The organism is Streptomyces sp. SAS_272 (genome assembly GCF_052543235.1).
Window position 1 is genome coordinate 39,353 of the sequence record NZ_JBMNDR010000041.1, and the last position, 23,452, is coordinate 62,804.

Sequence of the window (23,452 nt, forward strand, 5' to 3'; positions counted from 1 at the left end):
GACCACCCGAGCCCGGAGCACGTGGAGGCGTCATGACAGCCCCGAGTACAGCCCCCGCACCGCCGTCCCCCGCCAAGAAGGGGAGCCGCTGGATCGAGGAGTGGGACCCCGAGAACGAGGCCTTCTGGAACGAGAAGGGCGAGAAGATCGCCCGCCGCAACCTCCTCTTCTCCGTCCTCTCCGAGCACATCGGGTTCTCGATCTGGACCATGTGGTCCGTGCTGGTGCTCTTCATGGGCCCGGAGTACGGCCTCACCCCCGCCGACAAGTTCCTGCTGACGTCGATGGTGACGCTGGTCGGAGCGGTGGTGCGGGTGCCGTACACCTTCGCCGTCGCGATCTTCGGCGGCCGGAACTGGACGATCATCTCCGCCGGCCTGCTGCTGATCCCCACCGTCGCCGCCTTCACGGTGATGGAGCCGGGGACCTCCTTCAACACCTTCCTGCTGGTCGGCCTGATCGCGGGCATCGGCGGCGGCAACTTCGCCTCCTCCATGACCAACATCAACGCCTTCTTCCCGCTCCGCAAGAAGGGCTGGGCGCTCGGGCTCAACGCGGGCGGCGGCAACATCGGCGTGCCGGTGCTCCAGCTGATCGGTCTCGCCGTCATCGGCGCGAGCGGCGGCCCGCGCGTGCTGCTCGGGATCTACATCCCGCTGATCGTGATCGCCGCGACCCTGGCCGCGCTGTTCATGGACAACCTGGCGTCCGTGAAGAACGACACCGGCGCCGCGATCGACTCCGCGAAGGACGCCCACACCTGGATCATGTCCTTCCTGTACGTGGGCACGTTCGGGTCGTTCATCGGCTACAGCTTCGCCTTCGGGCAGGTCCTGACGAACCAGTTCGGCCGGACGCCCCTCCAGGCGGCCTACCTCACCTTCATCGGCCCGCTGCTCGGCTCGCTGATCCGCCCGGTCGGCGGCTGGCTGGCCGACAAGTACGGCGGCGCGAGGATCACGCTCTACAACTACGTCGGGATGGCCGCCGCGACCGGCGTCCTGGTCTTCGCCAGCATGGAGAAGTCGCTCGGACTCTTCGTCTCCGCCTTCGTGGTGCTGTTCGTGCTCAGCGGCCTCGGCAACGGGTCGACGTACAAGATGATCCCCGGCATCTTCCAGGCCAAGGCCGTCGCGAAGGGCCTGGAGGGCGAGGCCGCGGCCGCCTACGGCCGGCGTCTGTCCGGCGCCTCCATGGGACTCATCGGCGCGGTCGGCGCGCTCGGCGGCGTCGGCATCAACCTGGCCTTCCGCCAGTCGTTCCTCTCCTACGGCTCCGGCACCGGCGCCTTCGTGGCCTTCCTCGCCTTCTACGCGGCCTGCTTCGCGGTCACCTGGGCCGTATACCTTCGCCGTCCGGCCGGCCGGGTGACCGCCACCGGCTCGGCATCCGAGGCGAAGCCGCAGCTCAGCTACGCGGAGGTGTGACGTAACACGGGCGACATGAAGCCGAACCGAGCCTGTCACGCACCGTTGACAGGCTCGTCGGCATGTAGGTCAAACGCGACGTGACTGCGGGACGAGAGCTATGCACCAGGAACAGCAACAACCGGCCACCGGCCATCGGGGCGACGTCGAACACGGGCCTCTCGCGGGCTTCACCGTGGGCGTGACGGCCGCGCGCCGGGCCGAGGAGCTCGGCGCGCTGCTCCAGCGGCGCGGGGCGGCGGTGCTGCACGCGCCCGCCCTGCGGATCGTGCCGCTCGCCGACGACGGCGAGCTGCTCGCCGCCACCAAGGAGCTCATCGACCAGGCGCCCGACGTCGTGGTCGCCACCACCGCCATCGGCTTCCGCGGCTGGGTCGAGGCCGCCGACGGCTGGGGGCTCGGCGAGCAGCTGCTCGCCCGGCTGGGCGGGGTGGAGCTGCTCGCCCGCGGTCCCAAGGTGAAGGGCGCCGTCAGGGCCGCCGGGCTGACGGAGACGTGGTCGCCGTCCAGCGAGTCCATGGCCGAGGTGCTCGACCGGCTCCTGGAGGAGGGCGTCGAAGGGCGCCGGGTCGCCGTCCAGCTGCACGGCGAACCGCTGCCCGGGTTCGTGGAGTCGCTGCGGGTGGCGGGCGCCGAGGTGGTGGGGGTGCCCGTCTACCGGTGGATGCCGCCGGAGGACATCACGCCGCTCGACCGGCTCATCGACGCAGCCGTCACGCGCGGGCTGGACGCGATCACCTTCACCAGCGCGCCCGCGGCCGTCTCGCTGTTCTCGCGGGCGGAGGAGCGCGGGCTGCTGTCCGAGCTGCTCACGGCCCTGCACCACGACGTGCTGCCGGCCTGCGTCGGCCCCGTCACCGCGCTGCCGCTGCAGGCGCGCGGCGTGGACACCGTCCAGCCGGAGCGGTTCCGGCTCGGGCCGCTCGTGCAACTGCTGTGCCAGGAGCTGCCGGGCCGGGCCCGGGCGCTGCCGCTCGCCGGTCACCGAGTGGAGATCCGGGGCCATGCGGTGCTGGTGGACGGGGCGCTGCGGCCGGTGCCGCCGGCCGGGATGTCGCTGCTGCGGGCGCTGTCGCGGCGGCCGGGCTGGGTCGTGCCGCGGTCCGATCTGCTGCGGGCGCTGCCCGGGGCCGGACGGGACGAACACGCCGTCGAGACGGCGATGGCCCGGCTGCGGACGGCTCTCGGCGCGCCCAAGCTGATCCAGACCGTGGTGAAGCGCGGGTACCGGCTGGCGCTCGACCCGGCCGCGGACGCCAAGTACGCGGACGTCTGAGCGGTTTGCCCGCCCCGGGGCCGCAACTGCCCCGGGGAGTGCCCCCGGACGGGCTGGTTATCGGCTTCCGGCGCTGGCACTGTGAGGGGGAGGGTTCTTCCGGGAGAACGCCCAAGGCGGTGGCGCATGACACTGGGGACGGTCACGGACTTCCACGAGCTGCGGTTCGACGCCGGGCGGTGTTGTCTCGACCTGCTGGCGACCAGTCATCCCGAGGAACATCTCGACGGCGTCGCGCCGTTGTGCGCGTGGATCCGCGGCTGCGGACTCGTCCCGCCGGGCACCCCGCTGACCCACGCCGACCCGTCCTGGCCGCCGGCCTTCCGGGAACTGCGGCGCAATGTAGGACAGTTGGTGCACGGGTGGCTCGCCCGCACCTCCGCCGCCCCCCACGATCTCGCGCTGGCCCGGGTCAACGACGCCGCCCGGGTCGCGCCGCCCGTCCCTCGCGCGGTGCGCGGCGAGGACGGCGTGCTGGTGCGTGAGTTGGAACGGCCGCCGGGCTGCGCCGCACTGCTCGCCGCGGTCGCCCTGGACGCGGTGGAACTGCTCACCGATCCGGTCGCCCGGGCCGGGCTGCGGCAGTGCGCGGGGGACAACTGCCCGATCGTGTACGTCGACACCTCCCGGGGCCGTCGCCGGCGCTGGTGCTCCAGCGAGGTCTGCGGGAACCGGGAACGGGTCGCGCGACACCGTCGGCGCGCCGCGCTCGCGCGCGCCTGAGCCTTCGTCGGGTGACTTGCGGGCCGCACTCCGGGTGACCGTCCGCCAACTGCCCTGTCGGGTATGCGGCTTTCGTGGACCCGCGGCCTGGTGGTTGTCGAAGTGATTTCGATTACACACCGTTTACCCCCGGCGCTCGGCGGGCAGTCGGCGCGATCTTGTCGATGTGGCGGATTTGTAAAGAAAAGACGGTGGGAATGTGCCGCCATGTCCCCCTCGTCATGACACCCGGAAGAAAAGTGTCCCCGCGGTTTGAACGCTCAACACCCCCCTTGCGTACCCGTCGTCGAGCGACCGAACGGGGGATCCCCCGGACACCGGAGGTGGGCGTGCGCAAAGATGCGGCCGTGGCCAATGAACGTGGATCGAGGGCCCGACATCGCATGTCCCAGCCCTCGGAACCTGACGAGGAGCTGATGCGTGCTCTGTATCGGGAGCATGCCGGACCCCTGCTTGCGTATGTCCTGCGCCTGGTTGCCGGAGATCGGCAGCGTGCCGAGGACGTCGTGCAGGAGACGCTCATCCGTGCCTGGAAGAACGCCGGTCAGCTCAATCGGGCGACCGGATCGGTACGCCCCTGGCTGGTGACGGTCGCACGTCGCATCGTCATCGACGGCCACCGCAGCCGGCAGGCCCGGCCGCAGGAGGTCGACCCGTCGCCGCTGGAGGTCATTCCTGCGGAGGACGAGATCGACAAGGCGCTGTGGCTGATGACGCTGTCCGACGCGCTCGACGACCTGACCCCGGCCCACCGGGAGGTGCTCGTCGAGACGTACTTCAAGGGGCGTACCGTCAACGAGGCGGCCGAGACGCTCGGCATACCCAGCGGCACCGTGCGCTCACGGGTGTTCTACGCCCTGCGGTCGATGAAGCTGGCTCTGGAGGAGCGGGGGGTGACGGCGTGATGAGCATTTACGGGGGGTTCGGAGCAGGTGGGCCGGGTATGTCTGGCCCCATGCAGGGATCTGTGGGATCTCCGAGCCCGAGCGAACACGAGACCGTCGGCGCCTACGCCCTCGGCATCCTCGACGACGCCGAGGCGACCGCCTTCGAGGCGCATCTCGCCGGCTGCGAGTGGTGCGCCCAGCAGCTCGACGAGCTGGCCGGGATGGAGCCGATGCTGGCCGCGCTCGCGGACCTGCCGGGTTCCGGCACCCCGGCGATCGGCGACTCCCTGTCCGCCCGTCCCAGCCCGCGCCTGGCGGAGCGGCTGGTCGACGAGATCTCCGAGCGCCGCGCGCTCAAGCGCCGCCGCTCCTTCTTCCTGGTGGCGGCCGCGGCCGCGCTGATCATCGGCGGCCCCCTCACGGTGCTGGCCGCGACCGGCGGCGACGGCGGGAGCAAGGGCGTCCAGGCGGGCTCCACCAAGTCCGCGAACTCCGCCAAGGACGCCTTCGACGCGCTCGCCCAGCGGGTCTCCGCGACCGACTCCGCCAGCAAGGTCTCCGCGACCGTCGCCATGGGCGAGAAGGCGTGGGGCACGGAGATCGGCGTCGAGCTGAAGAACGTCAAGGGCCCGGAGAAGTGCTCGCTGATCGCCGTCGGCAAGAACGGCGAGCGCGAGACGGTCTCCTCCTGGTCGGTGCCGGACTGGGGTTACGGCCTCCCCGACGCCAAGACCGAACAGGCCAAGAACCCGCTTTACGTATCCGGCGGCGCGGCCTTCAAGACCAACGAGATCGACCACTTCGAGGTCATGACCTTCGACGGCAAGAAGCTCGTCCAGGTCGACGCGTAGTCGCGCATGGCTTCGGGGGCCCCCTTCGCGTACGGTTGACGGCTGCCCAGCACGTCAGAAGGGGGCCCGGTGGCCGCTCAGGCACAGCAGGAGACCGTGGTCGGATCGGTCGACGAAGCCGCGCAGGATTCCATGGGGGATTCGGTGCGGGACCGAGAGATCAGCGTCGAACAGGTACACCTCGACCGGGTGTACCGCCGCCTCGAGGAGAAGATCCACGAGGCCGAATTCCTCATGAACGACGCGGCCCAGCGCGGCCAGGTCGGCACGCCCGGCGCCCTCGCCGAACGGGACGCCCAGGTCTTCCGGGCCGGCGTCCACCTCAACCGGCTCAACAACGAGTTCGAGGACTTCCTGTTCGGGAGGATCGACCTGCTGCTCGGCAAGGACGGCAAGAAGGGCCCGGACGGTGCCTACACCGCCGTCGAGCCCGCCGAGGGCGCCGTCCGCCCCGACAACACGGCCGACATCGCCGAGACGCTGCACATCGGCCGGATCGGGGTCCTCGACTCCGAGTACGCGCCGCTGGTCATCGACTGGCGGGCGCCCGCGGCCGCCCCGTTCTACCGCTCCACCCCCGTCGACCCGGGCCGCGTCGTGCGCCGCCGGGTCATCCGCTCCAAGGGACGGCGCGTCCTCGGCGTCGAGGACGACCTGATGCGTCCCGAGCTGAGAGCGACCCTGGACGGCGGCGAACTGCCCGTCATCGGCGACGGCGCCCTCATGGCCGCCCTCGGTCAGGCCCGCAGCCACACCATGCGCGACATCGTCGCCTCCATCCAGGCCGAGCAGGACCTCGTCATCCGCGCCCCCGCCGCCTCCGTCACCTACGTCGAGGGCGGCCCGGGCACCGGGAAGACGGCCGTCGCGCTGCACCGGGCCGCCTATCTGCTCTACCAGGACCGGCGGCGCTACTCCGGCGGCATCCTGATCGTCTCGCCCACGCCCCTGCTGGTGGCGTACACCGAGGGCGTGCTCCCCTCCCTCGGCGAGGAGGGCCAGGTCGCCATCCGCGCCATCGGCTCCCTCGTCGACGGCGCCGAGGCCACCCAGTACGACTCCCCGGCGGTGGCCCGGGCCAAGGGGTCGTACAGGATGCTGAAGGTGCTGCGCAAAGCCGCCCGCGGCGCACTGGAGAACGGCGCCGACGCCGGCCGGGACACGACCCGGGCGACGCAGCTCGGCTTCGACGAGCCCGACGAGGCTCCCGCGCCCGTGGGCACGCCCGGCCGGCTGCGCGTCGTCGCGTTCGGCCGCCGGCTGGAGCTGGAGGCCTCCGACCTGCAGCGCGTCCGGCACAACGCGCTCAGCGGCACCGCCCCGGTGAACCTCCTGCGCCCCCGCGCCCGCAAGCTGCTCCTGGACGCCCTGTGGGAGCGCTCCGGCGCGTCCGGCCGGCACAGCGACCCGGAGCTCGCCGCCGAGCTGCGCTCCTCCTTCGACGAGGACGTCAGCACCGAGGACTCCTTCATCGCCTTCCTCGACGCCTGGTGGCCCGAGCTCACCCCGCAGGCGGTCCTGCGGGCCATGGCCGACGAACGGCGGCTGGGCCGCTGGGCCCGCCGCATCCTCAACCCCGGCGAGGTCCGCAAGGTCGCCCGCTCCCTCAAGCGGGACGGGCTCTCCGTGCACGACATCGCCATGCTCGACGAGCTCCAGGCGATCCTCGGAGCCCCGGCCCGCCCGCGCAAGAGACGCGAGCTGGACCCAATGGACCAGCTCAGCGGTCTCGAGGAGCTGATGCCGGTGCGCGAGGAGACGCAGCGCGAGCGCGCCGAGCGGCTCGCGCAGGAGCGCACCGAGTACGCGCACGTCATCGTCGACGAGGCGCAGGACCTCACCCCGATGCAGTGGCGCATGGTCGGCCGCCGCGGCCGGCACGCCACCTGGACCGTCGTCGGCGACCCGGCCCAGTCCTCCTGGTCCGACCCCGACGAGGCCGCCGAGGCCCGCGACGAGGCCCTCGGCACCCGCCCCCGCCGCCGCTTCCAGCTGACGGTGAACTACCGCAACCCGGCCGAGATCGCCGAGCTGGCCGCCAGGGTGCTGGCCTTGGCCATGCCGGGCGCCGAGTCCCCGTCGGCGGTCAGATCGACGGGTGTCGTGCCCCGCTTCACGGCCGCCCGCGGCTCGCTGGCGCCGACGGTGCGCGCGGAGGCCGAGCGGCTCCTCGAACGCGTGGACGGCACGGTCGGCGTCGTCGTCGCCATGAACCGCCGTGAGGAGGCCAGGCGGTGGCTGGCAGGTCTCGGGGACCGTGTGGTGGCGCTCGGCAGCCTGGAGGCCAAGGGCCTGGAGTACGACGCCACGGTCGTCGTCTCGCCCGCGGAGATCGCCGACGAGTCACCGGCCGGCCTGCGGGTGCTGTACGTCGCCCTCACCCGGGCGACGCAGCAGCTCACGGTGGTGTCCGGGGAGCGGGACGAGCCGGACGGACACGGGGTGCCGGACCTTCTGCGGGACTGATCGAGGTGAACTGCCCGCACGGGAATGGCGTTCGGGCATCCGTTTGTTAGCCTGGTCGTGACACCGGCTCGATCCAAGCCCCCGGGCCCAACCTTCGTCGCTACGAGCGACCACTTGCCGCGAGGCGAGCATGGCGGGCCGGTGTCATGAACGAGGGGAGAGGCCCGCATCACCTGTGATGCGGGCCTCTTTCCTGTGCGGGGCCGGGCCGCGCCCACCCGCTGACGGCCGCGCCCGCCCCGTTCATTGAGAACAAAACGATCGCAATTCGGGGCGGCTTTCCCGTACTCGTCGGTAGGTGCGACGATCGGACCGCAATCCCGCGACCCAGCAGTGCAGAGGAAGTCGGCCATGGCAACGGCGCCCAGCGTCTCCTACTCGATGACGGTCCGGCTGGAGGTGCCCGCGAGCGGCACCGCGGTCTCCCAGCTCACCGGGGCCGTCGAGTCCCACGGAGGCTCGGTGACCGGCCTCGACGTCACGGCGTCCGGCCACGAGAAGCTCCGCATCGACGTCACCATCGCCGCCACCTCCACGTCGCACGCCGACGAGATCGTCGAGCAGCTGCGCGGCATCGAGGGCGTCACCCTCGGCAAGGTCTCCGACCGTACGTTCCTGATGCACCTCGGCGGCAAGATCGAGATGGCGTCCAAGCACCCCATCCGCAACCGCGACGACCTCTCGATGATCTACACGCCGGGCGTGGCCCGCGTCTGCATGGCGATCGCCGAGAACCCCGAGGACGCCCGCCGCCTCACCATCAAGCGCAACTCCGTTGCGGTCGTGACGGACGGCTCCGCCGTGCTGGGCCTCGGCAACATCGGCCCGAAGGCCGCGCTGCCGGTCATGGAGGGCAAGGCGGCCCTTTTCAAGCGGTTCGCCGGGATCGACGCCTGGCCGCTGTGCCTGGACACCCAGGACACCGACGCCATCGTCGAGATCGTCAAGGCGATCGCCCCCGGCTTCGCGGGCATCAACCTCGAGGACATCTCCGCCCCCCGCTGCTTCGAGATCGAGGCCCGGCTGCGCGAGGCCCTCGACATCCCCGTCTTCCACGACGACCAGCACGGCACCGCGATCGTCGTCCTCGCCTCCCTCACCAATGCCCTGCGCGTCGTGGGCAAGGGCATCGGCGACGTGCGCGTGGTCATGTCGGGCGCGGGTGCGGCCGGCACCGCCATCCTCAAGCTGCTGCTCGCCGCCGGGGTCAAGAACGCGGTCGTCGCCGACATCCACGGCGTGGTCCACGCCGACCGCCCGGACCTCGTCGACGCGGCCCCCGACTCGGCCCTGTGCTGGATCGCCGACAACACCAACCCCGAGGGCCTCACCGGCACGCTGAAGGAGGCCGTGCGCGGCGCGGACGTCTTCATCGGCGTCTCCGCCCCGAACGTCCTCGACGGCGACGACGTGGCCGCGATGGCCGAGGGCTCCATCGTGTTCGCGCTCGCGAACCCCGACCCCGAGGTCGACCCGGCGGTCGCCCGTCTGACGGCGGCGGTCGTGGCCACCGGCCGCTCCGACTTCCCCAACCAGATCAACAACGTGCTGGTCTTCCCGGGCGTCTTCCGCGGTCTGCTGGACGCGCAGTCCCGCACCGTCAACACGGAGATGATGCTCGCGGCCGCGAAGGCCCTCGCGAACGTCGTGAGCGAGGACGAGCTCAACGCGAACTACATCATCCCGAGCGTCTTCAACGACAAGGTCGCGGGCGCGGTGGCGGGCGCGGTGCGCGAGGCCGCCAAGGCCGCCGGCGCGTCGGCTCCGCAGCCTTTGTAGGCTTGTCGGGCAGCACGCGGGGGCCCGGGCGGTCTGTGACGATCGCCACGACGGCCCCCGCATCGGCGCGTCGTGGAACGTCGCGCCGTGGACGGCCCTCTAGGGTTGCGCCCGAGCCGAGCGCTCTCGTGTGACTCCCAAGGGTTGTCTCACGACTCCGAGCGGGTGCCGGATTGGCTTTCCCGCCGCAGGTAGGGGCAGGATGCGTCCCTGGGCGCGAGCACAACGACTTCGCTGTGCCCCACAGGCGGCTCTGCCGCGTGGCACGCCTCAACGGCAAGAAGAACACGGGAGTAACAACATGAACCGCAGTGAGCTGGTGGCCGCGCTGGCCGACCGCGCCGAGGTGACCCGTAAGGACGCCGACGCCGTTCTGGCCGCGTTCGCCGAGACCGTCGGCGAGATCGTCGCCAAGGGCGACGAGAAGGTCACCATCCCCGGCTTCCTGACCTTCGAGCGCACCCACCGTGCCGCTCGCACGGCGCGCAACCCGCAGACCGGTGACCCGATCCAGATCCCGGCCGGCTACAGCGTCAAGGTGTCCGCGGGCAGCAAGCTCAAGGAAGCCGCCAAGGGCAAGTAGGCCTTCGCGTACGCGACGGGATCTGCGTACGAGGCTCAGCAACGCGAATGGGGCGGCTCCCCTTAGGGGAGCCGCCCCATCGTCGTACGCGGACAGCGGGTCGGTCAGCCGAGTGCCTTGCCCGGCAGTTCCACCTTCGCGCCGAGCTCGACCAGCTTTTCCATGAAGTTCTCGTAGCCGCGGTTGATGAGGTCGATGCCGTGCACGCGGGAGGTGCCCTGGGCCGCGAGGGCGGCGATCAGGTACGAGAAGCCGCCGCGCAGGTCGGGGATGACCAGATCGGCGCCCTGGAGCTTCGTGGGGCCCGACACGACCGCGGAGTGCAGGAAGTTGCGCTGCCCGAAGCGGCAGTCGGAGCCGCCGAGGCACTCGCGGTAGAGCTGGATGTGGGCGCCCATCTGGTTGAGCGCCGAGGTGAAGCCCAGCCGGGACTCGTAGACCGTCTCGTGGACGATCGACAGGCCGGTGGCCTGGGTGAGGGCGACGACCAGCGGCTGCTGCCAGTCGGTCTGGAAGCCGGGGTGCACGTCCGTCTCGAGCGCGATGGACTTCAGGTTGCCGCCCGGGTGCCAGAAGCGGATGCCCTCGTCGTCGATCTCGAAGGCGCCGCCGACCTTGCGGTAGGTGTTCAGGAACGTCATCATCGAGCGCTGCTGGGCCCCGCGGACGTAGATGTTGCCCTCGGTCGCCAGCGCCGCCGACGCCCAGGACGCGGCCTCCAGACGGTCCGACAGCGCCGCGTGGTTGTAGCCGCCGAGCTTGTCGACGCCGGTGACGCGGATGGTGCGGTCGGTGTCCATCGCGATGATGGCGCCCATCTTCTGCAGCACGCAGATGAGGTCCTCGATCTCCGGCTCCACGGCCGCGTTCGAGAGCTCGGTGACGCCCTCCGCCAGGACGGCCGTCAGCAGCACCTGCTCGGTCGCGCCGACCGACGGGTACGGCAGCCGGATCTTCGTGCCGCGCAGCCGGCGCGGCGCCTCCAGGTACTGCCCGTCCTCCCGCTTCTCGATCGTCGCGCCGAACTGCCGCAGCACCTCGAAGTGGAAGTCGATGGGCCGCCCGCCGATGTCGCACCCGCCGAGGCCGGGGATGAAGGCGTGGCCGAGACGGTGCAGCAGCGGACCGCAGAGGAGGATCGGGATCCGGCTGGAGCCCGCGTGGGCGTCGATGTCGGCGACGTTGGCGCTCTCGACGTAGGTCGGGTCCAGCACCAGCTCGCCCGGCTCCTCGCCCGGACGGACCGTCACCCCGTGCAGTTGCAGCAGACCGCGCACGACCCGCACGTCACGGATGTCCGGGACGTTGCGCAGCCGGCTCGGCTCACTGCCCAGCAGGGCGGCGACCATGGCCTTGGGTACGAGGTTCTTCGCACCGCGGACCCGGATCTCGCCCTCGAGCGGGGTGCCGCCGTGGACAAGCAGTACGTCGTCAGAGCCGTTGACGGTCATGTGTCTCGCGTTCCATGGATGGTGGATCAGGGCAGGGCCGTTGGGGTGGGGGCAGGGCCAGATGAAACAGAGTAATCGCCGTCGGCCCCTGTGCCGTAAGCCCGAGGACGCCTCAGGATCGTCATGGCTGTGTCACAACACGAACGGTTCCCCGGCGGGCACACAAGGTCACCGCCGCCCGTCCGTGCGGCGCGTGCGCCCGGTCCGCGTCCGTGCGCCCGTCCGGCTCCCGCCGCCCCCTCGGCCGACGTCCCACCGGCTCGCACCTCCTCGTTCCGTCGCGCACACCCTCGGACCCGGCATTGCCTCCCCACTCCGCGGGAAGATGCGGGATCATGTCTGGCATGACCGAGGTGTCCTCGCTCACAGGGCGGCTGCTCGTGGCCACGCCCGCCCTGGCGGACCCGAACTTCGACCGTGCGGTGGTGCTCCTCCTCGACCACGACGAGGAGGGCTCGCTCGGCGTCGTCCTCAACCGGCCCACCCCGGTGGGCGTCAGCGACATCCTGGAGGACTGGGCGGAGCTCGCGGGCGAACCCGGCGTCGTCTTCCAGGGCGGCCCGGTCTCCCTCGACTCGGCCCTCGGAATCGCCGTCATCCCGGGCGGCGGGGCCGTCGACGGCGCCCCGCTCGGCTGGCGCCGGGTGCACGGCGCCATTGGGCTGGTCGACCTGGAGGCGCCGCCGCAGCTCCTCGCCGCGGCTCTCGGCTCCCTGCGGATCTTCGCCGGGTACGCGGGCTGGGGGCCCGGCCAGCTCGAGAACGAGCTCGTGGAGGGCGCCTGGTACGTCGTGGAGTCCGAGCCCGGCGACGTCTCCTCGCCGTCCCCCGAACGGCTCTGGCGCGAGGTGCTGCGCCGCCAGCGCAACGACCTGGCGATGGTCGCGACCTACCCGGACGACGCCTCGCTGAACTGATGCACGTGAGCATCCCGGCCCGGCTTCAGTACGCTTGGCCCATGAGCACTCTTGAGCCTGAGACCCAGCCCCAGCGAGGCACGGGGACGGGGACCCTCGTGGAGCCGACGCCGCAGGTGTCGCACGGCGACGGGGACCACGAGCGCTTCGCCCACTACGTCCAGAAGGACAAGATCATGGCGAGCGCCCTCGACGGGACGCCCGTCGTGGCGCTGTGCGGCAAGGTCTGGGTGCCGGGTCGCGACCCGAAGAAGTACCCGGTGTGCCCCATGTGCAAGGAGATCTTCGAGTCCATGGCGGGCGGCGGGGACGACAAGGGCAAGGGCGGCGACAAGAAGTAGCCCGCGGAGCTTCCGGGCCCCCGAGGGCGCGTTTCGGCGCGTCTCGGGGGCCTTCGGCATGTGCGTCGTCGCGCTGGGGCGCACGCGGACGGGGCCCGGGGTCACAGATTGGTCCAGACCTCTTGTCGCGGCGATCTCCCGGCCCTAGCCTCCGGTGTGTGGTGCAGAGCAGTGCAGCCGTCGCGCCCGCCGCGACCGGAGGTCCTGCGCGAATGCGGTTCCGGAGCCCCGAAGGACTGACGTGACGTCTGCGATGGATCTCGTTCCCGCGCCCCGCACCGTCGAGGGCCCCATGCGCCGCGGTGTCCTGTTCGACGAGGACACCACCCTGTGGGCCGCCCCCGGAGCCGAGACCGCCGAACGCTGGCTGCGCACCACGCTCGGCGCGGCGCTCGGCCTGCCCCTGCGGCCCGGACCGCGGGACGCCGACGACGGCGTACGGCTGTGCCTGGACGACACGCTGGAGCCCGAGGCGTACCGGCTGAGCGTCGTCGCGAACCGGGGCGTCGAGATCCGCGGCGGGGGCCCCGCCGGCGTCTTCTGGGGCGCCCAGACCCTTCGGCAGCTCCTCGGCCCGGAAGCCTTCCGGCGCGCCCCCGTCCGGCCGGGGGCCGGGTACGGCGTCCCGCACCAGACCATCGAGGACGCCCCCCGGTTCCGCTGGCGCGGCCTCATGCTCGACGTCGCCCGGCACTTCATGCCCAAGGACGGCGTCCTGCGCTACCTGGACCTGATGGCGGCGCACAAACTCAACGTCTTCCACTTCCATCTGACGGACGACCAGGGCTGGCGGCTCGAGATCCGCAGGCACCCCCGGCTCACCGAGGTCGGCTCCTGGCGGGCCCGCACCAAATTCGGCCACCGCGCCTCCCCGCTGTGGGACGACAGGCCGCACGGCGGCTTCTACACCCAGGACGACATCCGGGAGATCGTCGCGTACGCGGCGCAACGGCACATCGCCGTCGTCCCCGAGATCGACGTGCCCGGCCACTCGCAGGCCGCGATCGCCGCGTATCCGGAACTCGGCAACACCGACGTCGTCGACACCACCGCCCTCTCCGTCTGGGACACCTGGGGGATCAACCCGAACGTGCTGGCCCCCACCGAGCACACCCTGCGCTTCTACGAGGGAGTCTTCGAGGAGGTGCTGGAGCTGTTCCCCTCGGAGTTCGTCCACGTCGGGGGTGACGAATGCCTCAAGGACCAGTGGCGGCGCTCACCGGCCGCGCAGGCCCGCATCGGGGAACTCGGCCTCGCGGACGAGGATCAGCTGCAGTCCTGGTTCGTCCGCCACTTCGACGCCTGGCTCGCCGCGCGCGGGCGGCGGCTCATCGGCTGGGACGAGATCCTGGAGGGCGGGCTCGCGGACGGGGCGGCCGTGTCCTCCTGGCGCGGCTACGCGGGCGGGATCGCCGCCGCGCGGGCCGGGCACGACGTGGTGATGTGCCCGGAGCAGCAGGTGTACCTCGACCACCGGCAGGCGGCCGGGGCGGACGAGCCTGTGCCGATCGGCTACGTCCGCACCCTGGAGGACGTCTATCGGTTCGAGCCCGTTCCCTCGGAGTTGACGCCGCAACAGGCGCGGCACGTGCTCGGTGCGCAGGCCAACCTGTGGACCGAGGCGATGGAGGACCACACGCGCGTGGACTACCAGGCCTTCCCCCGCCTCGCCGCCTTCGCCGAGGTCGCCTGGAGCGATCTGCCCGCGCCGCGGGAACGGGACTTCGCCGGCTTCGAGCGGCGGATGCGGGCCCACTATGCGCGGCTCGACGCCCTGGGCGTCGGCTACCGCCCGCCGGGCGGACCCCGGCCCTGGCAGCGGCGTCCCGGCGTCCTCGGGCGGCCCATCGAGGGACGGCCCCCGAACCGGTGATCCGGTGCGTCACGGAGAAACCCCGGCAGGGTCACCGAAGAGAGGCAATTCGCGCGCACCGGTGATGCCGTGTGAAAACGGACCATCTCCGCGACGAGGTGGGCGAATGCCTCCTAGCGGACCCCCGCGCTCGGGTGTTGCGAAGATGTGCCAGAGTTGCCACGTCCGCCCTGTCAGCACGTACCGTACGGCAACACAGGTGGGACCAGGTGGGGCAGCGGGAAGGGGCAGCCGGTTTTGAGCACGCACGCACCGCAGGCGGCGCAGGCCGTCACGCTGCCCACGACACTGGACGACGCCGTGGCGGCCCTGGCGGCCATGCCCGCGGCCGTTCCCGTGGCCGGCGGCACCGACCTGATGGCCGCCGTGAACTCGGGTCAGCTGCGCCCCGCCGGCCTGGTGGGCCTCGGCCGGATCAGCGAGATCCGCGGCTGGCAGTACCAGGACGGCCACGCACTGCTCGGCGCCGGACTCACCCACGCGCGCATGGGCCGCCCCGACTTCGCCGCCCTGATCCCGGCGCTCGCCGCGGCCGCCCGCGCCGCAGGGCCGCCGCAGATCCGCAACGCGGGCACGCTGGGCGGCAACGTCGCCTCGGCCGCGCCCACGGGCGACGCGCTGCCCGTGCTGGCCGCGCTGGAGGCGACCCTGATCGTCGCGGGCCCGGGCGGAGCCCGCCGGGAGGTCCCGGTGTCGCACCTGCTGGCCGGCATGGAGATGCTCCGCGGCGGCGAGCTCATCGGGTACGTGCGCGTGCCCCTGCTGCACGCCCCGCAGGTCTTCCTGAAGGCCACCGGCCGCACCGGCCCGGGCCGCGCGGTCGCCTCCGTGGCACTGGTCCTCGACCCCGCGCGGCGCGGGGTCAGATGCGCGGTGGGCGCCATAGCGCCGATGCCGCTGCGGCCGCTCGAGGCCGAGCAGTGGGTCGCCCGGCTGATCGACTGGGACAACGGGCGCGCGATCGTCCCCGAGGCCCTCACGGCCTTCGGCGAGTACGTCGCCGCCGCCTGCATCCCCGACCCGGCGCCCGAGGTGGACGGCTCCGTGCCGGAACTTCCGCCCGCCGTACTGCACCTGCGGCGCACCGTCGCCGCACTGGCCCGACGAGCACTGGGGAGGGCGCTGTCGTGACCGACGACCAGCAGGGACCCGGACACGGACAGGAGAACGGGCAGGACCAGGGCGCGCCGCAGGGCGTCGGCCGCTGGGACCCGCTGCCCCACGGGGACTACGACGACGGCGCGACCGCGTTCGTGAAGCTCCCCGAGGGCGGCATCGACGCCCTTCTCGCGGGCCGCGGCGACAGTCCCCTCGCCGCGCCGGGCCACGGGTACGTGCCGCCGCAGATAGCGGTCGCGCCCCCCGCGGACGACGCCGCCACCTGGGCGGCCCCGGCCGGCGGCAGCGACTGGCCCGTCGCGCAGGACACCCCGCAGACGGTCGGCGACGACCGCTTCAGGTACAACCCGGGCGCGACCGGCCAGTGGACGTTCGAGGACACCTCGGCGGGCCCGGGCGCGCCGCAGTCCGCGCCCGCCCCGGGCCACGACGTGACCGGCCAGTGGTCGATCCCCGTCGCGGGCGGCGACCTTCCCGACGAATCGGGCGAGTTCACCACGTCGTCCCTGGTCGAGCAGTGGGGCAGCACGCCCCCGGCCACCCTGCCCGGCGGCGCGTCCGCACCCTGGGCGACGGACCCGTCCGGCGCGGGGCACCAGCCGTGGGCGCAGCCCGCCGACGAGGCCCCTCCGGCCGACCGCCGGGCGACGGACCCGGCGCCGTACGGTCACGCGCCCGCGCACCTTTCCCCGCACGAGACCGGGACCGCGTTCGCGCCGGAGCACGACCCGTCGGCCGCGGCCCCCGACCGGGTCCGCCCCGACGCCGAGCACGCGGGCGAGCATCCGTACCCGAGCGGCGGGTTCGCCCCGGAAGTCTCCGCCGAGGCCTACACGGTGCCTGCCGACGGCCCCGCCGGAACCGCCCGGCAGTCCGCTGAGGCCGAAGAGGCCGCCGAGACGTCCGGAAAGCCGGAGGCCGCCCGGGAGGCCGCCCACGGCCCCGCGGGAGCCGTCCACCGGCCCGCGCAGCCGCCCGCCGAGCCTGCCGCAGCGGACGACGACGCGCCCGCCGGCGACGCCCCGCAGACCCCGGCCCCCCCCACCTCCGACCCGCACGCCTCCGACCCGCAGCCGACGGCCGACGAGGGCGCCGACGACGCTCCGCCGCCGTTCCACGAGGAACACCCCCTCGCCGGTTACGTACTGCGCGTCAACGGCTCCGACCGTCCCGTCGCCGACGCGTGGATCGGGGAGTCCCTGCTCTACGTGCTGCGCGAGCGGCTCGGCCTCGCGGGCGCCAAGGACGGCTGCTCGCAGGGCGAGTGCGGCGCCTGCAACGTGCAGGTGGACGGACGGCTCGTCGCCTCCTGCCTGGTCCCGGCCGTCACCACCGCCGGCAGCGAGATCCGCACCGTCGAGGGTCTCGCCGTCGACGGACAGCCCTCGGACGTGCAGCGGGCACTCGCCGCCTGCGGGGCCGTGCAGTGCGGCTTCTGCGTGCCCGGCATGGCGATGACCGTGCACGACCTCCTCGAGGGCAACCCGGCGCCGTCCGAGCTGGAGGCCCGCCAGGCCCTGTGCGGCAACCTGTGCCGCTGCTCCGGCTACCGGGGCGTCCTGCAGGCCGTCCAGGACGTCGTCGCCGAGCGCCAGGCGCACGCCGACGCCGAGACGGACGGCGACGAAGCACGTATCCCCCATCAGGCCGGCCCGGGCGGGGGCGGCGTGCACGCGTCCGCGTTCGAGAACCCGGCACAGCCCCACCCGCATGACCCCGCATACGGACAGAGCCAGGACGGAGGCCAGGCGTGACGAACGAGACAGCCACCGCGACGACCCCCGTGGACGCCGCCCCGGCCCCCGAGCCGGCCCCGCACGGCCTCGGCGTGTCCCTGCAGCCCGCCGACGCGCGCGCCAAGACGGAGGGCACCTTCCCGTACGCGGCCGACCTGTGGGCCGAAGGCCTGCTCTGGGCGGCCGTCCTGCGCTCACCGCACCCGCACGCGCGCATCGTGTCCATCGACACGTCCCACGCGCGTGAGATGCCGGGCGTGCGGGCCGTCGTCACCCACGAGGACGTCCCGGGCCGCGCGCTGCACGGCCGGGGCACCGCGGACCGGCCGGTGTTCGCCTCCGAGGTGGTCCGCCACCACGGCGAGCCCATCGCGGCCGTCGCGGCCGACCACCCGGACACCGCGCGCATGGCCGCCGCGGCCGTCATCGTCGAGTACGAGACGCTCGACCCGGTGATCGACCCGGAGCAGGCCTTCGAGGCGGAGCCCCTGCACCCCGACGGCAACCTGATCCGGCACATCCCGCTGCACCACGGCGACCCCGACGCGGCCGGCGTCGTGGTCGTCGAGGGCCAGTACCGCATCGGGCGCGCCGACCCCGCTCCCATCGGCGCCGAGGCCGGCCTCGCCGTGCCCCGACCCGACGGCGGCGTGGAGCTCTACCTCGCCTCCACCGACCCGCACGCCGACCGCGACACGGCCGCCGCCTGCTTCGGACTCGACCCCGAACGGGTGAAGATCGTCGTCACCGGCGTGCCCGGCGCCACCGCCGACCGCGAGGACCAGGGCTTCCAGCTCCCGCTGGGCCTGCTGGCCCTCAGAACCGGCTGCCCGGTGAAGCTCACGGCGACCCGCGAGGAGTCCTTCCTCGGCCACGCCCACCGCCACCCCACGCTGCTGCGCTACCGCCACCACGCCGACGCCGAGGGCCGGCTGGTGAAGGTCGAGGCGCAGATCCTGCTGGACGCCGGCGCGTACGCCGACACCTCCGCCGAGGCCCTGGCCGCCGCCGTCTCCTTCGCCTGCGGCCCCTACGTCGTGCCGAACGCCTTCATCGAGGGCTGGGCGGTGCGCACCAACAACCCGCCGTCGGGCCATGTGCGCGGCGAGGGCGCGATGCAGGTGTGCGCCGCCTACGAGGCGCAGATGGACAAGCTGGCGAAGAAGCTCGGCGTCGACCCGGCGGAGCTGCGGCTGCGCAACGTCATGGCGACCGGGGACGTCCTGCCGACCGGCCAGACGGTGACCTGCCCCGCCCCCGTCGCCGAACTCCTCCAGGCCGTCCAGGAGTTCCCCCTCCCGTCACTCCCCAAGGACGCGCCCGAAGAGGACTGGCTGCTGCCCGGCGGCCCCGAGGGCGCGGGCGAACCGGGCGCGGTGCGCCGTGGCGTCGGCTACGGCCTGGGCATGGTCCACATGCTCGGCGCGGAGGGCGCCGACGAGGTCTCCACCGCCACCGTGAAGGTCCAGGACGGCGTCGCGACGGTGCTGTGCGCGGCCGTCGAGACCGGCCAGGGCTTCACCACGCTGGCCCGTCAGATCGTCCAGGAGACGCTGGGCGTCGACGAGGTCCACGTGGCCCCCGTGGACACCGACCAGCCCCCCGCGGGGCCCGGCTGCCGGGGCCGTCACACCTGGGTCTCGGGCGGCGCGGTGGAGCGTGCGGCGAAGATGGTGCGCACGCAGTTGCTCCAGCCGCTGGCTCACAAGTTCGGCATGTCCACGGAACTGCTGCAGATCACCGACGGCAAGATCACCTCCTACGACGGCGTCCTGTCGACGACCGTCACGGAGGAGATGCACGGCAAGGAGCTGTGGGCGACCGCACAGTGCCGCCCGCACCCCACCGAGCCGCTGGACGCGGCCGGCCAGGGCGACGCCTTCGTCGGCCTCGCGTTCTGCGCGATCCGCGCGGTCGTGGACGTCGACATCGAACTGGGCTCGGTGCGGGTCGTGGAACTCGCCGTCGCCCAGGACGTCGGCCGGATCCTGAACCCGGCCCAGCTCGCCGCCCGCATCGAGGCGGGCGTGACGCAGGGCGTGGGCATCGCGCTCACCGAGAACCTGCGCACCCCCCGCGGCCTGATCCGCCACCCCGACCTCACCGGCTACGCTCTGCCGACGGCCCTGGACGCCCCGGACATCCGGATCGTCAAACTGGTCGAGGAGCGGGACGTGGTCGCGCCGTTCGGGGCGAAGGCGGCCAGCGCGGTCCCGGTCGTCACCTCGCCTGCGGCGATCGCCTCCGCCGTCCGCGCCGCGACGGGCCGCCCCGTGAACCGCCTCCCGATAAGGCCGCAGGCCGCGGTGGTGACCGACCGGTGAGCGACCCGGCGGCGGGCGATCCGACGGGCGGGCCCCGGCCCGAAGCCCGGCAGTACGAACCCCCGCCGAGCGCGGGCAAGCTGCTGCTCTGGATCCTCCTGTTCGTGACGGCGGCGCTGGCCGTCGTGCTGGGCGGCGTCTACTTCACGTGACGGGCGCGCACCGAGGCCCCCGTGTTCACGGGCGCGCACCGGCCCCCGTGAACACGGAGCGGGACGGGGAGATCCGGGCGGAAAGGGAACGCCCGGGGCCTGCGTGACGTCTTCCGGTGCGGACCGGTGTCGGCGCTGCGGGCGGAAACCCCCTGCGCGGTCGGGCGTCGCCGCTGGCCGGAGCCGTTGTCAGTGGGTCCGCATAGGCTGCGGAGCAGTGGGACGGCGCACGCAACTTCCGCCAGGGGGACCGATGGGCACGACCAGGACCACCACCGCCATCACGACGATCACTTTCACCGAGGCCGAGCTGAACCCGTACGTCGCACCCGCCCCGGCCCGCCGCCGGCTGACCGGCCCGGGTCTGCTGGGCCGACCGGGCGACGGCGCCCTGATGACGATCGAAGCGCCGCGCACCGGCGTTCCTGGCACGATCGCGGACGCCGGCGGCCACCCCGACGCCCGCCCGGCGGAGCCGCGCGACCGGCAGGCGACGGGCGGCATTCCGGCCGCCGGCCGCCGTGAGGTGGAGTCCGCCCTGCTCGACGGAATGACGGGAGAGATCTCGACGACCTACTTCTTCCACGACCGCCTCGGCCTGATGGACGCCCCGCCGCTCGCCCCCTCCCTGGAGAAGCTGCTCCGCTGCGCCACAGCCGTGGACGAACTGGCGGCCCTGCGCGGCCAGTTCGCCTGCTACGCCGGCCGGCTCGGCCGGGAGGCGGTGGCCGAGGCCTCCCGCCGGTTGCTGGCGGTGTTCGAGGCGGGCGCCGAAGGCCCGGGCGACGCCTCCGCGCTGTTCTGGAAGCTGGCCGCGGTGATCCGTCCGCTGGCCCTGGTGGCCGGCCCGGTCACGACGTCAGGCCTGGCTCTGGACCTGCCGGTCCGGCTGCTGGAGGAGGAGTTCGGCTCCGCCGGCGTCGTCCGCTTCGAGGACGTCGACCTGCCTGACGCGCTCGCGCACGCTCCGACCCGGCGCTTCCTGCGCGTGACGGGTCTGCCGGAGGAGGCCGTCCCGTTCTCGCTGGAGACGGACATGCCGCTGCGCACACTCGCCGAGCACCACGCCGACGACCGGGCCGACGACCGCGGGGGCGCAGGCGGCGGGAACCGGCTTCCGGCGCACGCCGACCGCCTCATCCGGCTGGGGAGCCTCGCCGAGGACACCAGCCTCGTCGTGGACGGCGCCACGGGCGCGGTGCTGAGCTGGAGCGCGCCCGGCCTCACCCTGCGTCCGCTCAACGCCGACATCTCGACCCTCGCGTTCAGCCTCTGGCTGCTGACGCGCGAACGGTCCCTGGACGCGGTGGGCGAGCTGACCGAGGCCTACGGCCGGCTCGCCGACACGCTGTCCCGCACCCTGGCCGCGGCCGACCGGGTCCACCCGCTCGGCCCGATCCCCTGCGACGCCACCCCGGCCGCTCCCACAACCACTCCCGCAACCACCTGACGAGCCTTGACGCACCACGCACCACGGGCCGCCCGGCAGGGCGGCGCCGCTCTCCCCCGTCACCGCGCCGGGCACGACGGTCTTCTTGTGCGGGGCGGATCGGGGCGGGGCCGGCGCGCTCTTCCGGCCGACCGAGACGGGAACTGGGACGGGAACTGAGACGGACGAACGGAAGGGCGGCGCCCCGGCCGGGGCGCCGCCCTTTCCTTCTGCCTGGTCAGGCACTGGAGACCGCGACGGGATTCGAACCCGTGTAACTCGCTTTGCAGGCGAGTCCCTGAGCCTCTCGGGCACGCGGTCAGACCGGTGGCGGGACGTCGGCCCCGCCGGACTGGATGTGACGACCGTACGGGCGGGACCGGACCGGGCTCAAGCAACCGGCCGGTGCTGCAACGGGACTGCCATACGCCGTTCATGAAAGCGGATCAGGAGGCGGCCGGGGGCTGGTGGAGGGGCGGGTGCGGGGCGGGTGCGGGGCGGGTCCTAGTACCGAGGTCCCGGGCGAGGATCCGTCTTCCGACAGGGGTCAACATCGCTTGCGCACCTTACGCTGGCGGCCATGGCTGCCCTCGAATCCCGTGACGCCGTCGCCGCCGTCGCCCCCGCCGAGCCGGAGAACCCCGACACGTCACCGGGCCCCGACGAGACCGTCCTCGGACGTCCCTATCGCGCCCTCAGCATCGGCATCGTCTCCGTCGTGCTGCTCATCGCCTTCGAGGCGACCGCCGTCGGCACGGCCATGCCCGTCGCGGCACGGGAGCTCGACGGGGTGCCGCTCTACGCGTTCGCGTTCTCGGGGTACTTCACGACGAGCCTCTTCGGGATGGTGTTCGCCGGGCAGCTGTCGGACCGCCGTGGCCCGCTCGGGGCGCTCGCGAGCGGGATCGCGGCCTTCGCGGCGGGGCTCGTGCTCTCCGGGAGCGCCGGGACCATGTGGGTGTTCATCCTCGGGCGGGCCGTGCAGGGGCTCGGTGGCGGGCTGGTGATCGTCGCGCTGTACGTCGTCGTCGGACGCGCCTATCCGGAGCGGCTGCGGCCCGCCATCATGGCCGCGTTCGCCGCGTGCTGGGTCGTGCCCTCGGTGGTGGGGCCGCTGGCCGCGGGCGCGGTGACCGAACGGCTGGGATGGCGCTGGGTCTTCCTCGGGATACCCGCCCTCGTCGTGCTTCCGCTCGCGCTGGCGCTGCCCCAGATACGGCGTCGGGCGGGCGGACCCGTGGCGGGCACTGCCGTCGCGGCCTTCGACCGGCGGCGGATACGCCTCGCGCTCGGCATCTCCCTCGGGGCCGGACTCCTGCAGTACGCCGCGCAGGATCTGCGGCCGCTCTCCGTGGCGCCCGCCGTCGCGGGGTGCGCGCTGCTCGTCCCCGCCGTGCTCGGACTCCTGCCGCGGGGCACCTGGCGGGCGGCGCGCGGACTGCCCTCCGTCGTGCTGCTGCGCGGCCTGGCCGCCGGGTCCTTCATCGCCGCCGAGTCCTTCGTGCCGCTGATGCTCGTCACACAGCGCGGACTGAGCCCCACCCTCGCCGGGCTCTCGCTCGCCGCCGGCGGAGGGACCTGGGCGCTGGGGTCGTGGGTGCAGTCGAGGCCGAGGGCGGAGCCGTACCGGCAGCGCCTCACCGCGCTCGGGATGGTCTCGCGGCCGCCGCCATCGCCGCGGCGCCGAGCGTCCTGGTGGCTTCCGTGCCCGTCTGGACCGTTGCCGTCGCCTGGGGTTTCGGGTGTTTCGGGATGGGGCTCGTCATCTCCTCGACCAGCGTGCTGTTGCTGCAGCTCTCCGCGCGCGAGGAGGCCGGCGCCAACTCCGCCGCCCTGCAGATCTCGGACGGGCTCTCCAACGTGCTGCTGCTCGCCGCGGGGGGCGCGGCCTTCGCGGCGCTCGGCGGCGGCGGCGTCGCGCACGCGGTCACGGCCGCCGACGGCTCCCCGCACCCGGCCGCCTTCGCCGCCGTGTTCCTGCCGATGGCCGCTGTGGCGCTCGCGGGCGCCTGGGTGGCGACCCGACTGCACGAGCGGCCGGCGTGATGGGGCCTGCGGCCCGGCGATCGGTGCGGGCGTCCGGCGCGCGGAGCGGGGGCGACGGGGTCGCGCGGCCGG

The 23,452-nt window shown here is 73.1% G+C and carries 17 protein-coding genes, 1 tRNA gene and 1 pseudogene; 17 read left to right on the forward strand and 2 right to left on the reverse strand.

The genetic code is table 11. The features are described from left to right. The first annotated feature begins 32 nt into the window (after positions 1–32). From ACN6LD_RS22955 to ACN6LD_RS22990, 8 genes are all read left to right on the forward strand, one after another. Complete coding sequence (locus tag ACN6LD_RS22955) at positions 33–1,427, forward strand: nitrate/nitrite transporter (protein WP_319193386.1); 1,395 nt, start codon at positions 33–35, stop codon at positions 1,425–1,427. 100 nt (positions 1,428–1,527) lie between these two features. Next, the gene (locus ACN6LD_RS22960) at positions 1,528–2,703 is read left to right on the forward strand and encodes a uroporphyrinogen-III synthase (RefSeq protein ID WP_319193388.1); all 1,176 of its coding nucleotides are present in this window, start codon (positions 1,528–1,530) and stop codon (positions 2,701–2,703) included. Between the two features lie 126 nt (positions 2,704–2,829). Continuing rightward, positions 2,830–3,426 carry a CGNR zinc finger domain-containing protein gene (locus ACN6LD_RS22965; RefSeq protein WP_319193389.1) on the forward strand — a complete coding sequence of 199 codons (597 nt, stop codon included), beginning with the start codon at positions 2,830–2,832 and terminating at the stop codon, positions 3,424–3,426. 383 nt (positions 3,427–3,809) lie between these two features. Continuing rightward, the gene (locus ACN6LD_RS22970) at positions 3,810–4,331 is read left to right on the forward strand and encodes a sigma-70 family RNA polymerase sigma factor (protein WP_010039908.1); all 522 of its coding nucleotides are present in this window, start codon (positions 3,810–3,812) and stop codon (positions 4,329–4,331) included. A gap of 50 nt (positions 4,332–4,381) precedes the next feature. Further along, complete coding sequence (locus ACN6LD_RS22975; RefSeq protein WP_266718243.1) at positions 4,382–5,164, forward strand: anti-sigma factor family protein; 783 nt, start codon at positions 4,382–4,384, stop codon at positions 5,162–5,164. 69 nt (positions 5,165–5,233) lie between these two features. Beyond that, on the forward strand, positions 5,234–7,630 hold the full coding sequence (locus tag ACN6LD_RS22980) for a HelD family protein (protein ID WP_445044146.1): 2,397 nt from the start codon (positions 5,234–5,236) through the stop codon (positions 7,628–7,630). A 351-nt stretch (positions 7,631–7,981) separates the two neighbouring features. Next, on the forward strand, positions 7,982–9,409 hold the full coding sequence (locus ACN6LD_RS22985) for an NAD-dependent malic enzyme (RefSeq protein ID WP_319193394.1): 1,428 nt from the start codon (positions 7,982–7,984) through the stop codon (positions 9,407–9,409). 301 nt (positions 9,410–9,710) lie between these two features. Then, complete coding sequence (locus ACN6LD_RS22990; RefSeq protein ID WP_007382399.1) at positions 9,711–9,992, forward strand: HU family DNA-binding protein; 282 nt, start codon at positions 9,711–9,713, stop codon at positions 9,990–9,992. A 104-nt stretch (positions 9,993–10,096) separates the two neighbouring features. Here ACN6LD_RS22990 and murA read toward each other — a convergent pair whose 3' ends face one another. After that, positions 10,097–11,443, reverse strand: coding sequence for a UDP-N-acetylglucosamine 1-carboxyvinyltransferase (gene murA / locus ACN6LD_RS22995; protein WP_319193396.1), 1,347 nt, complete (start codon positions 11,441–11,443; stop codon positions 10,097–10,099). Between the two features lie 344 nt (positions 11,444–11,787). Between murA and ACN6LD_RS23000 the strand changes: the two genes are divergently transcribed. The 8 genes from ACN6LD_RS23000 (at position 11,788) to ACN6LD_RS23035 (ending at position 21,355) form a co-directional block, all read left to right on the forward strand. Then, complete coding sequence (locus ACN6LD_RS23000) at positions 11,788–12,360, forward strand: YqgE/AlgH family protein (RefSeq protein WP_319193398.1); 573 nt, start codon at positions 11,788–11,790, stop codon at positions 12,358–12,360. Between the two features lie 41 nt (positions 12,361–12,401). After that, the gene (locus ACN6LD_RS23005; protein ID WP_069773379.1) at positions 12,402–12,701 is read left to right on the forward strand and encodes a DUF3039 domain-containing protein; all 300 of its coding nucleotides are present in this window, start codon (positions 12,402–12,404) and stop codon (positions 12,699–12,701) included. Positions 12,702–12,954: 253 nt separating this feature from the next. Then, on the forward strand, positions 12,955–14,574 hold the full coding sequence (locus ACN6LD_RS23010; protein WP_445044155.1) for a beta-N-acetylhexosaminidase: 1,620 nt from the start codon (positions 12,955–12,957) through the stop codon (positions 14,572–14,574). Between the two features lie 237 nt (positions 14,575–14,811). Continuing rightward, on the forward strand, positions 14,812–15,705 hold the full coding sequence (locus ACN6LD_RS23015; RefSeq protein WP_319193401.1) for an FAD binding domain-containing protein: 894 nt from the start codon (positions 14,812–14,814) through the stop codon (positions 15,703–15,705). Beyond that, positions 15,702–17,447 carry a 2Fe-2S iron-sulfur cluster-binding protein gene (locus tag ACN6LD_RS23020; RefSeq protein ID WP_445044147.1) on the forward strand — a complete coding sequence of 582 codons (1,746 nt, stop codon included), beginning with the start codon at positions 15,702–15,704 and terminating at the stop codon, positions 17,445–17,447. The genes ACN6LD_RS23015 and ACN6LD_RS23020 overlap by 4 nt, the downstream gene beginning before the upstream one ends. Next, positions 17,444–19,753 (forward strand): xanthine dehydrogenase family protein molybdopterin-binding subunit, encoded by a 2,310-nt coding sequence (locus ACN6LD_RS23025; protein WP_445044148.1) that lies wholly within the window; start codon positions 17,444–17,446, stop codon positions 19,751–19,753. The genes ACN6LD_RS23020 and ACN6LD_RS23025 overlap by 4 nt, the downstream gene beginning before the upstream one ends. Beyond that, positions 19,750–19,905, forward strand: a complete 156-nt coding sequence (locus ACN6LD_RS23030) for a hypothetical protein (RefSeq protein WP_319193405.1) — start codon at positions 19,750–19,752, stop codon at positions 19,903–19,905. Before ACN6LD_RS23025 ends, ACN6LD_RS23030 begins: the two co-directional genes overlap by 4 nt. A gap of 253 nt (positions 19,906–20,158) precedes the next feature. Continuing rightward, the gene (locus ACN6LD_RS23035; protein WP_445044149.1) at positions 20,159–21,355 is read left to right on the forward strand and encodes an SUKH-4 family immunity protein; all 1,197 of its coding nucleotides are present in this window, start codon (positions 20,159–20,161) and stop codon (positions 21,353–21,355) included. 225 nt (positions 21,356–21,580) lie between these two features. On the opposite strand, the gene ACN6LD_RS23040 is transcribed toward ACN6LD_RS23035, so the two are convergent. Next, positions 21,581–21,655: transfer RNA gene (locus ACN6LD_RS23040), tRNA-Cys, on the reverse strand. Positions 21,656–21,914: 259 nt separating this feature from the next. Between ACN6LD_RS23040 and ACN6LD_RS23045 the strand changes: the two are divergent. Beyond that, positions 21,915–23,380 (forward strand): annotated as a pseudogene (locus ACN6LD_RS23045) (MFS transporter). The last annotated feature ends 72 nt before the right edge of the window (positions 23,381–23,452 follow it).

Excerpts from the sequence above, each read along its gene's own strand:
- ACN6LD_RS22955 (WP_319193386.1), top strand. The coding sequence starts at position 33 with ATGACAGCCCCGAGTACAGCCCCCGCACCGCCGTCCCCCGCCAAGAAG.
- ACN6LD_RS22960 (WP_319193388.1), top strand. The coding sequence starts at position 1,528 with ATGCACCAGGAACAGCAACAACCGGCCACCGGCCATCGGGGCGACGTC.
- ACN6LD_RS22965 (WP_319193389.1), top strand. The coding sequence starts at position 2,830 with ATGACACTGGGGACGGTCACGGACTTCCACGAGCTGCGGTTCGACGCC.
- ACN6LD_RS22970 (WP_010039908.1), top strand. The coding sequence starts at position 3,810 with ATGTCCCAGCCCTCGGAACCTGACGAGGAGCTGATGCGTGCTCTGTAT.
- ACN6LD_RS22975 (WP_266718243.1), top strand. The coding sequence starts at position 4,382 with ATGCAGGGATCTGTGGGATCTCCGAGCCCGAGCGAACACGAGACCGTC.
- ACN6LD_RS22985 (WP_319193394.1), top strand. The coding sequence starts at position 7,982 with ATGGCAACGGCGCCCAGCGTCTCCTACTCGATGACGGTCCGGCTGGAG.
- ACN6LD_RS22990 (WP_007382399.1), top strand. The coding sequence starts at position 9,711 with ATGAACCGCAGTGAGCTGGTGGCCGCGCTGGCCGACCGCGCCGAGGTG.
- murA (WP_319193396.1), bottom strand. The coding sequence starts at position 11,443 with ATGACCGTCAACGGCTCTGACGACGTACTGCTTGTCCACGGCGGCACC.
- ACN6LD_RS23000 (WP_319193398.1), top strand. The coding sequence starts at position 11,788 with ATGACCGAGGTGTCCTCGCTCACAGGGCGGCTGCTCGTGGCCACGCCC.
- ACN6LD_RS23005 (WP_069773379.1), top strand. The coding sequence starts at position 12,402 with ATGAGCACTCTTGAGCCTGAGACCCAGCCCCAGCGAGGCACGGGGACG.
- ACN6LD_RS23010 (WP_445044155.1), top strand. The coding sequence starts at position 12,955 with ATGGATCTCGTTCCCGCGCCCCGCACCGTCGAGGGCCCCATGCGCCGC.
- ACN6LD_RS23035 (WP_445044149.1), top strand. The coding sequence starts at position 20,159 with ATGGGCACGACCAGGACCACCACCGCCATCACGACGATCACTTTCACC.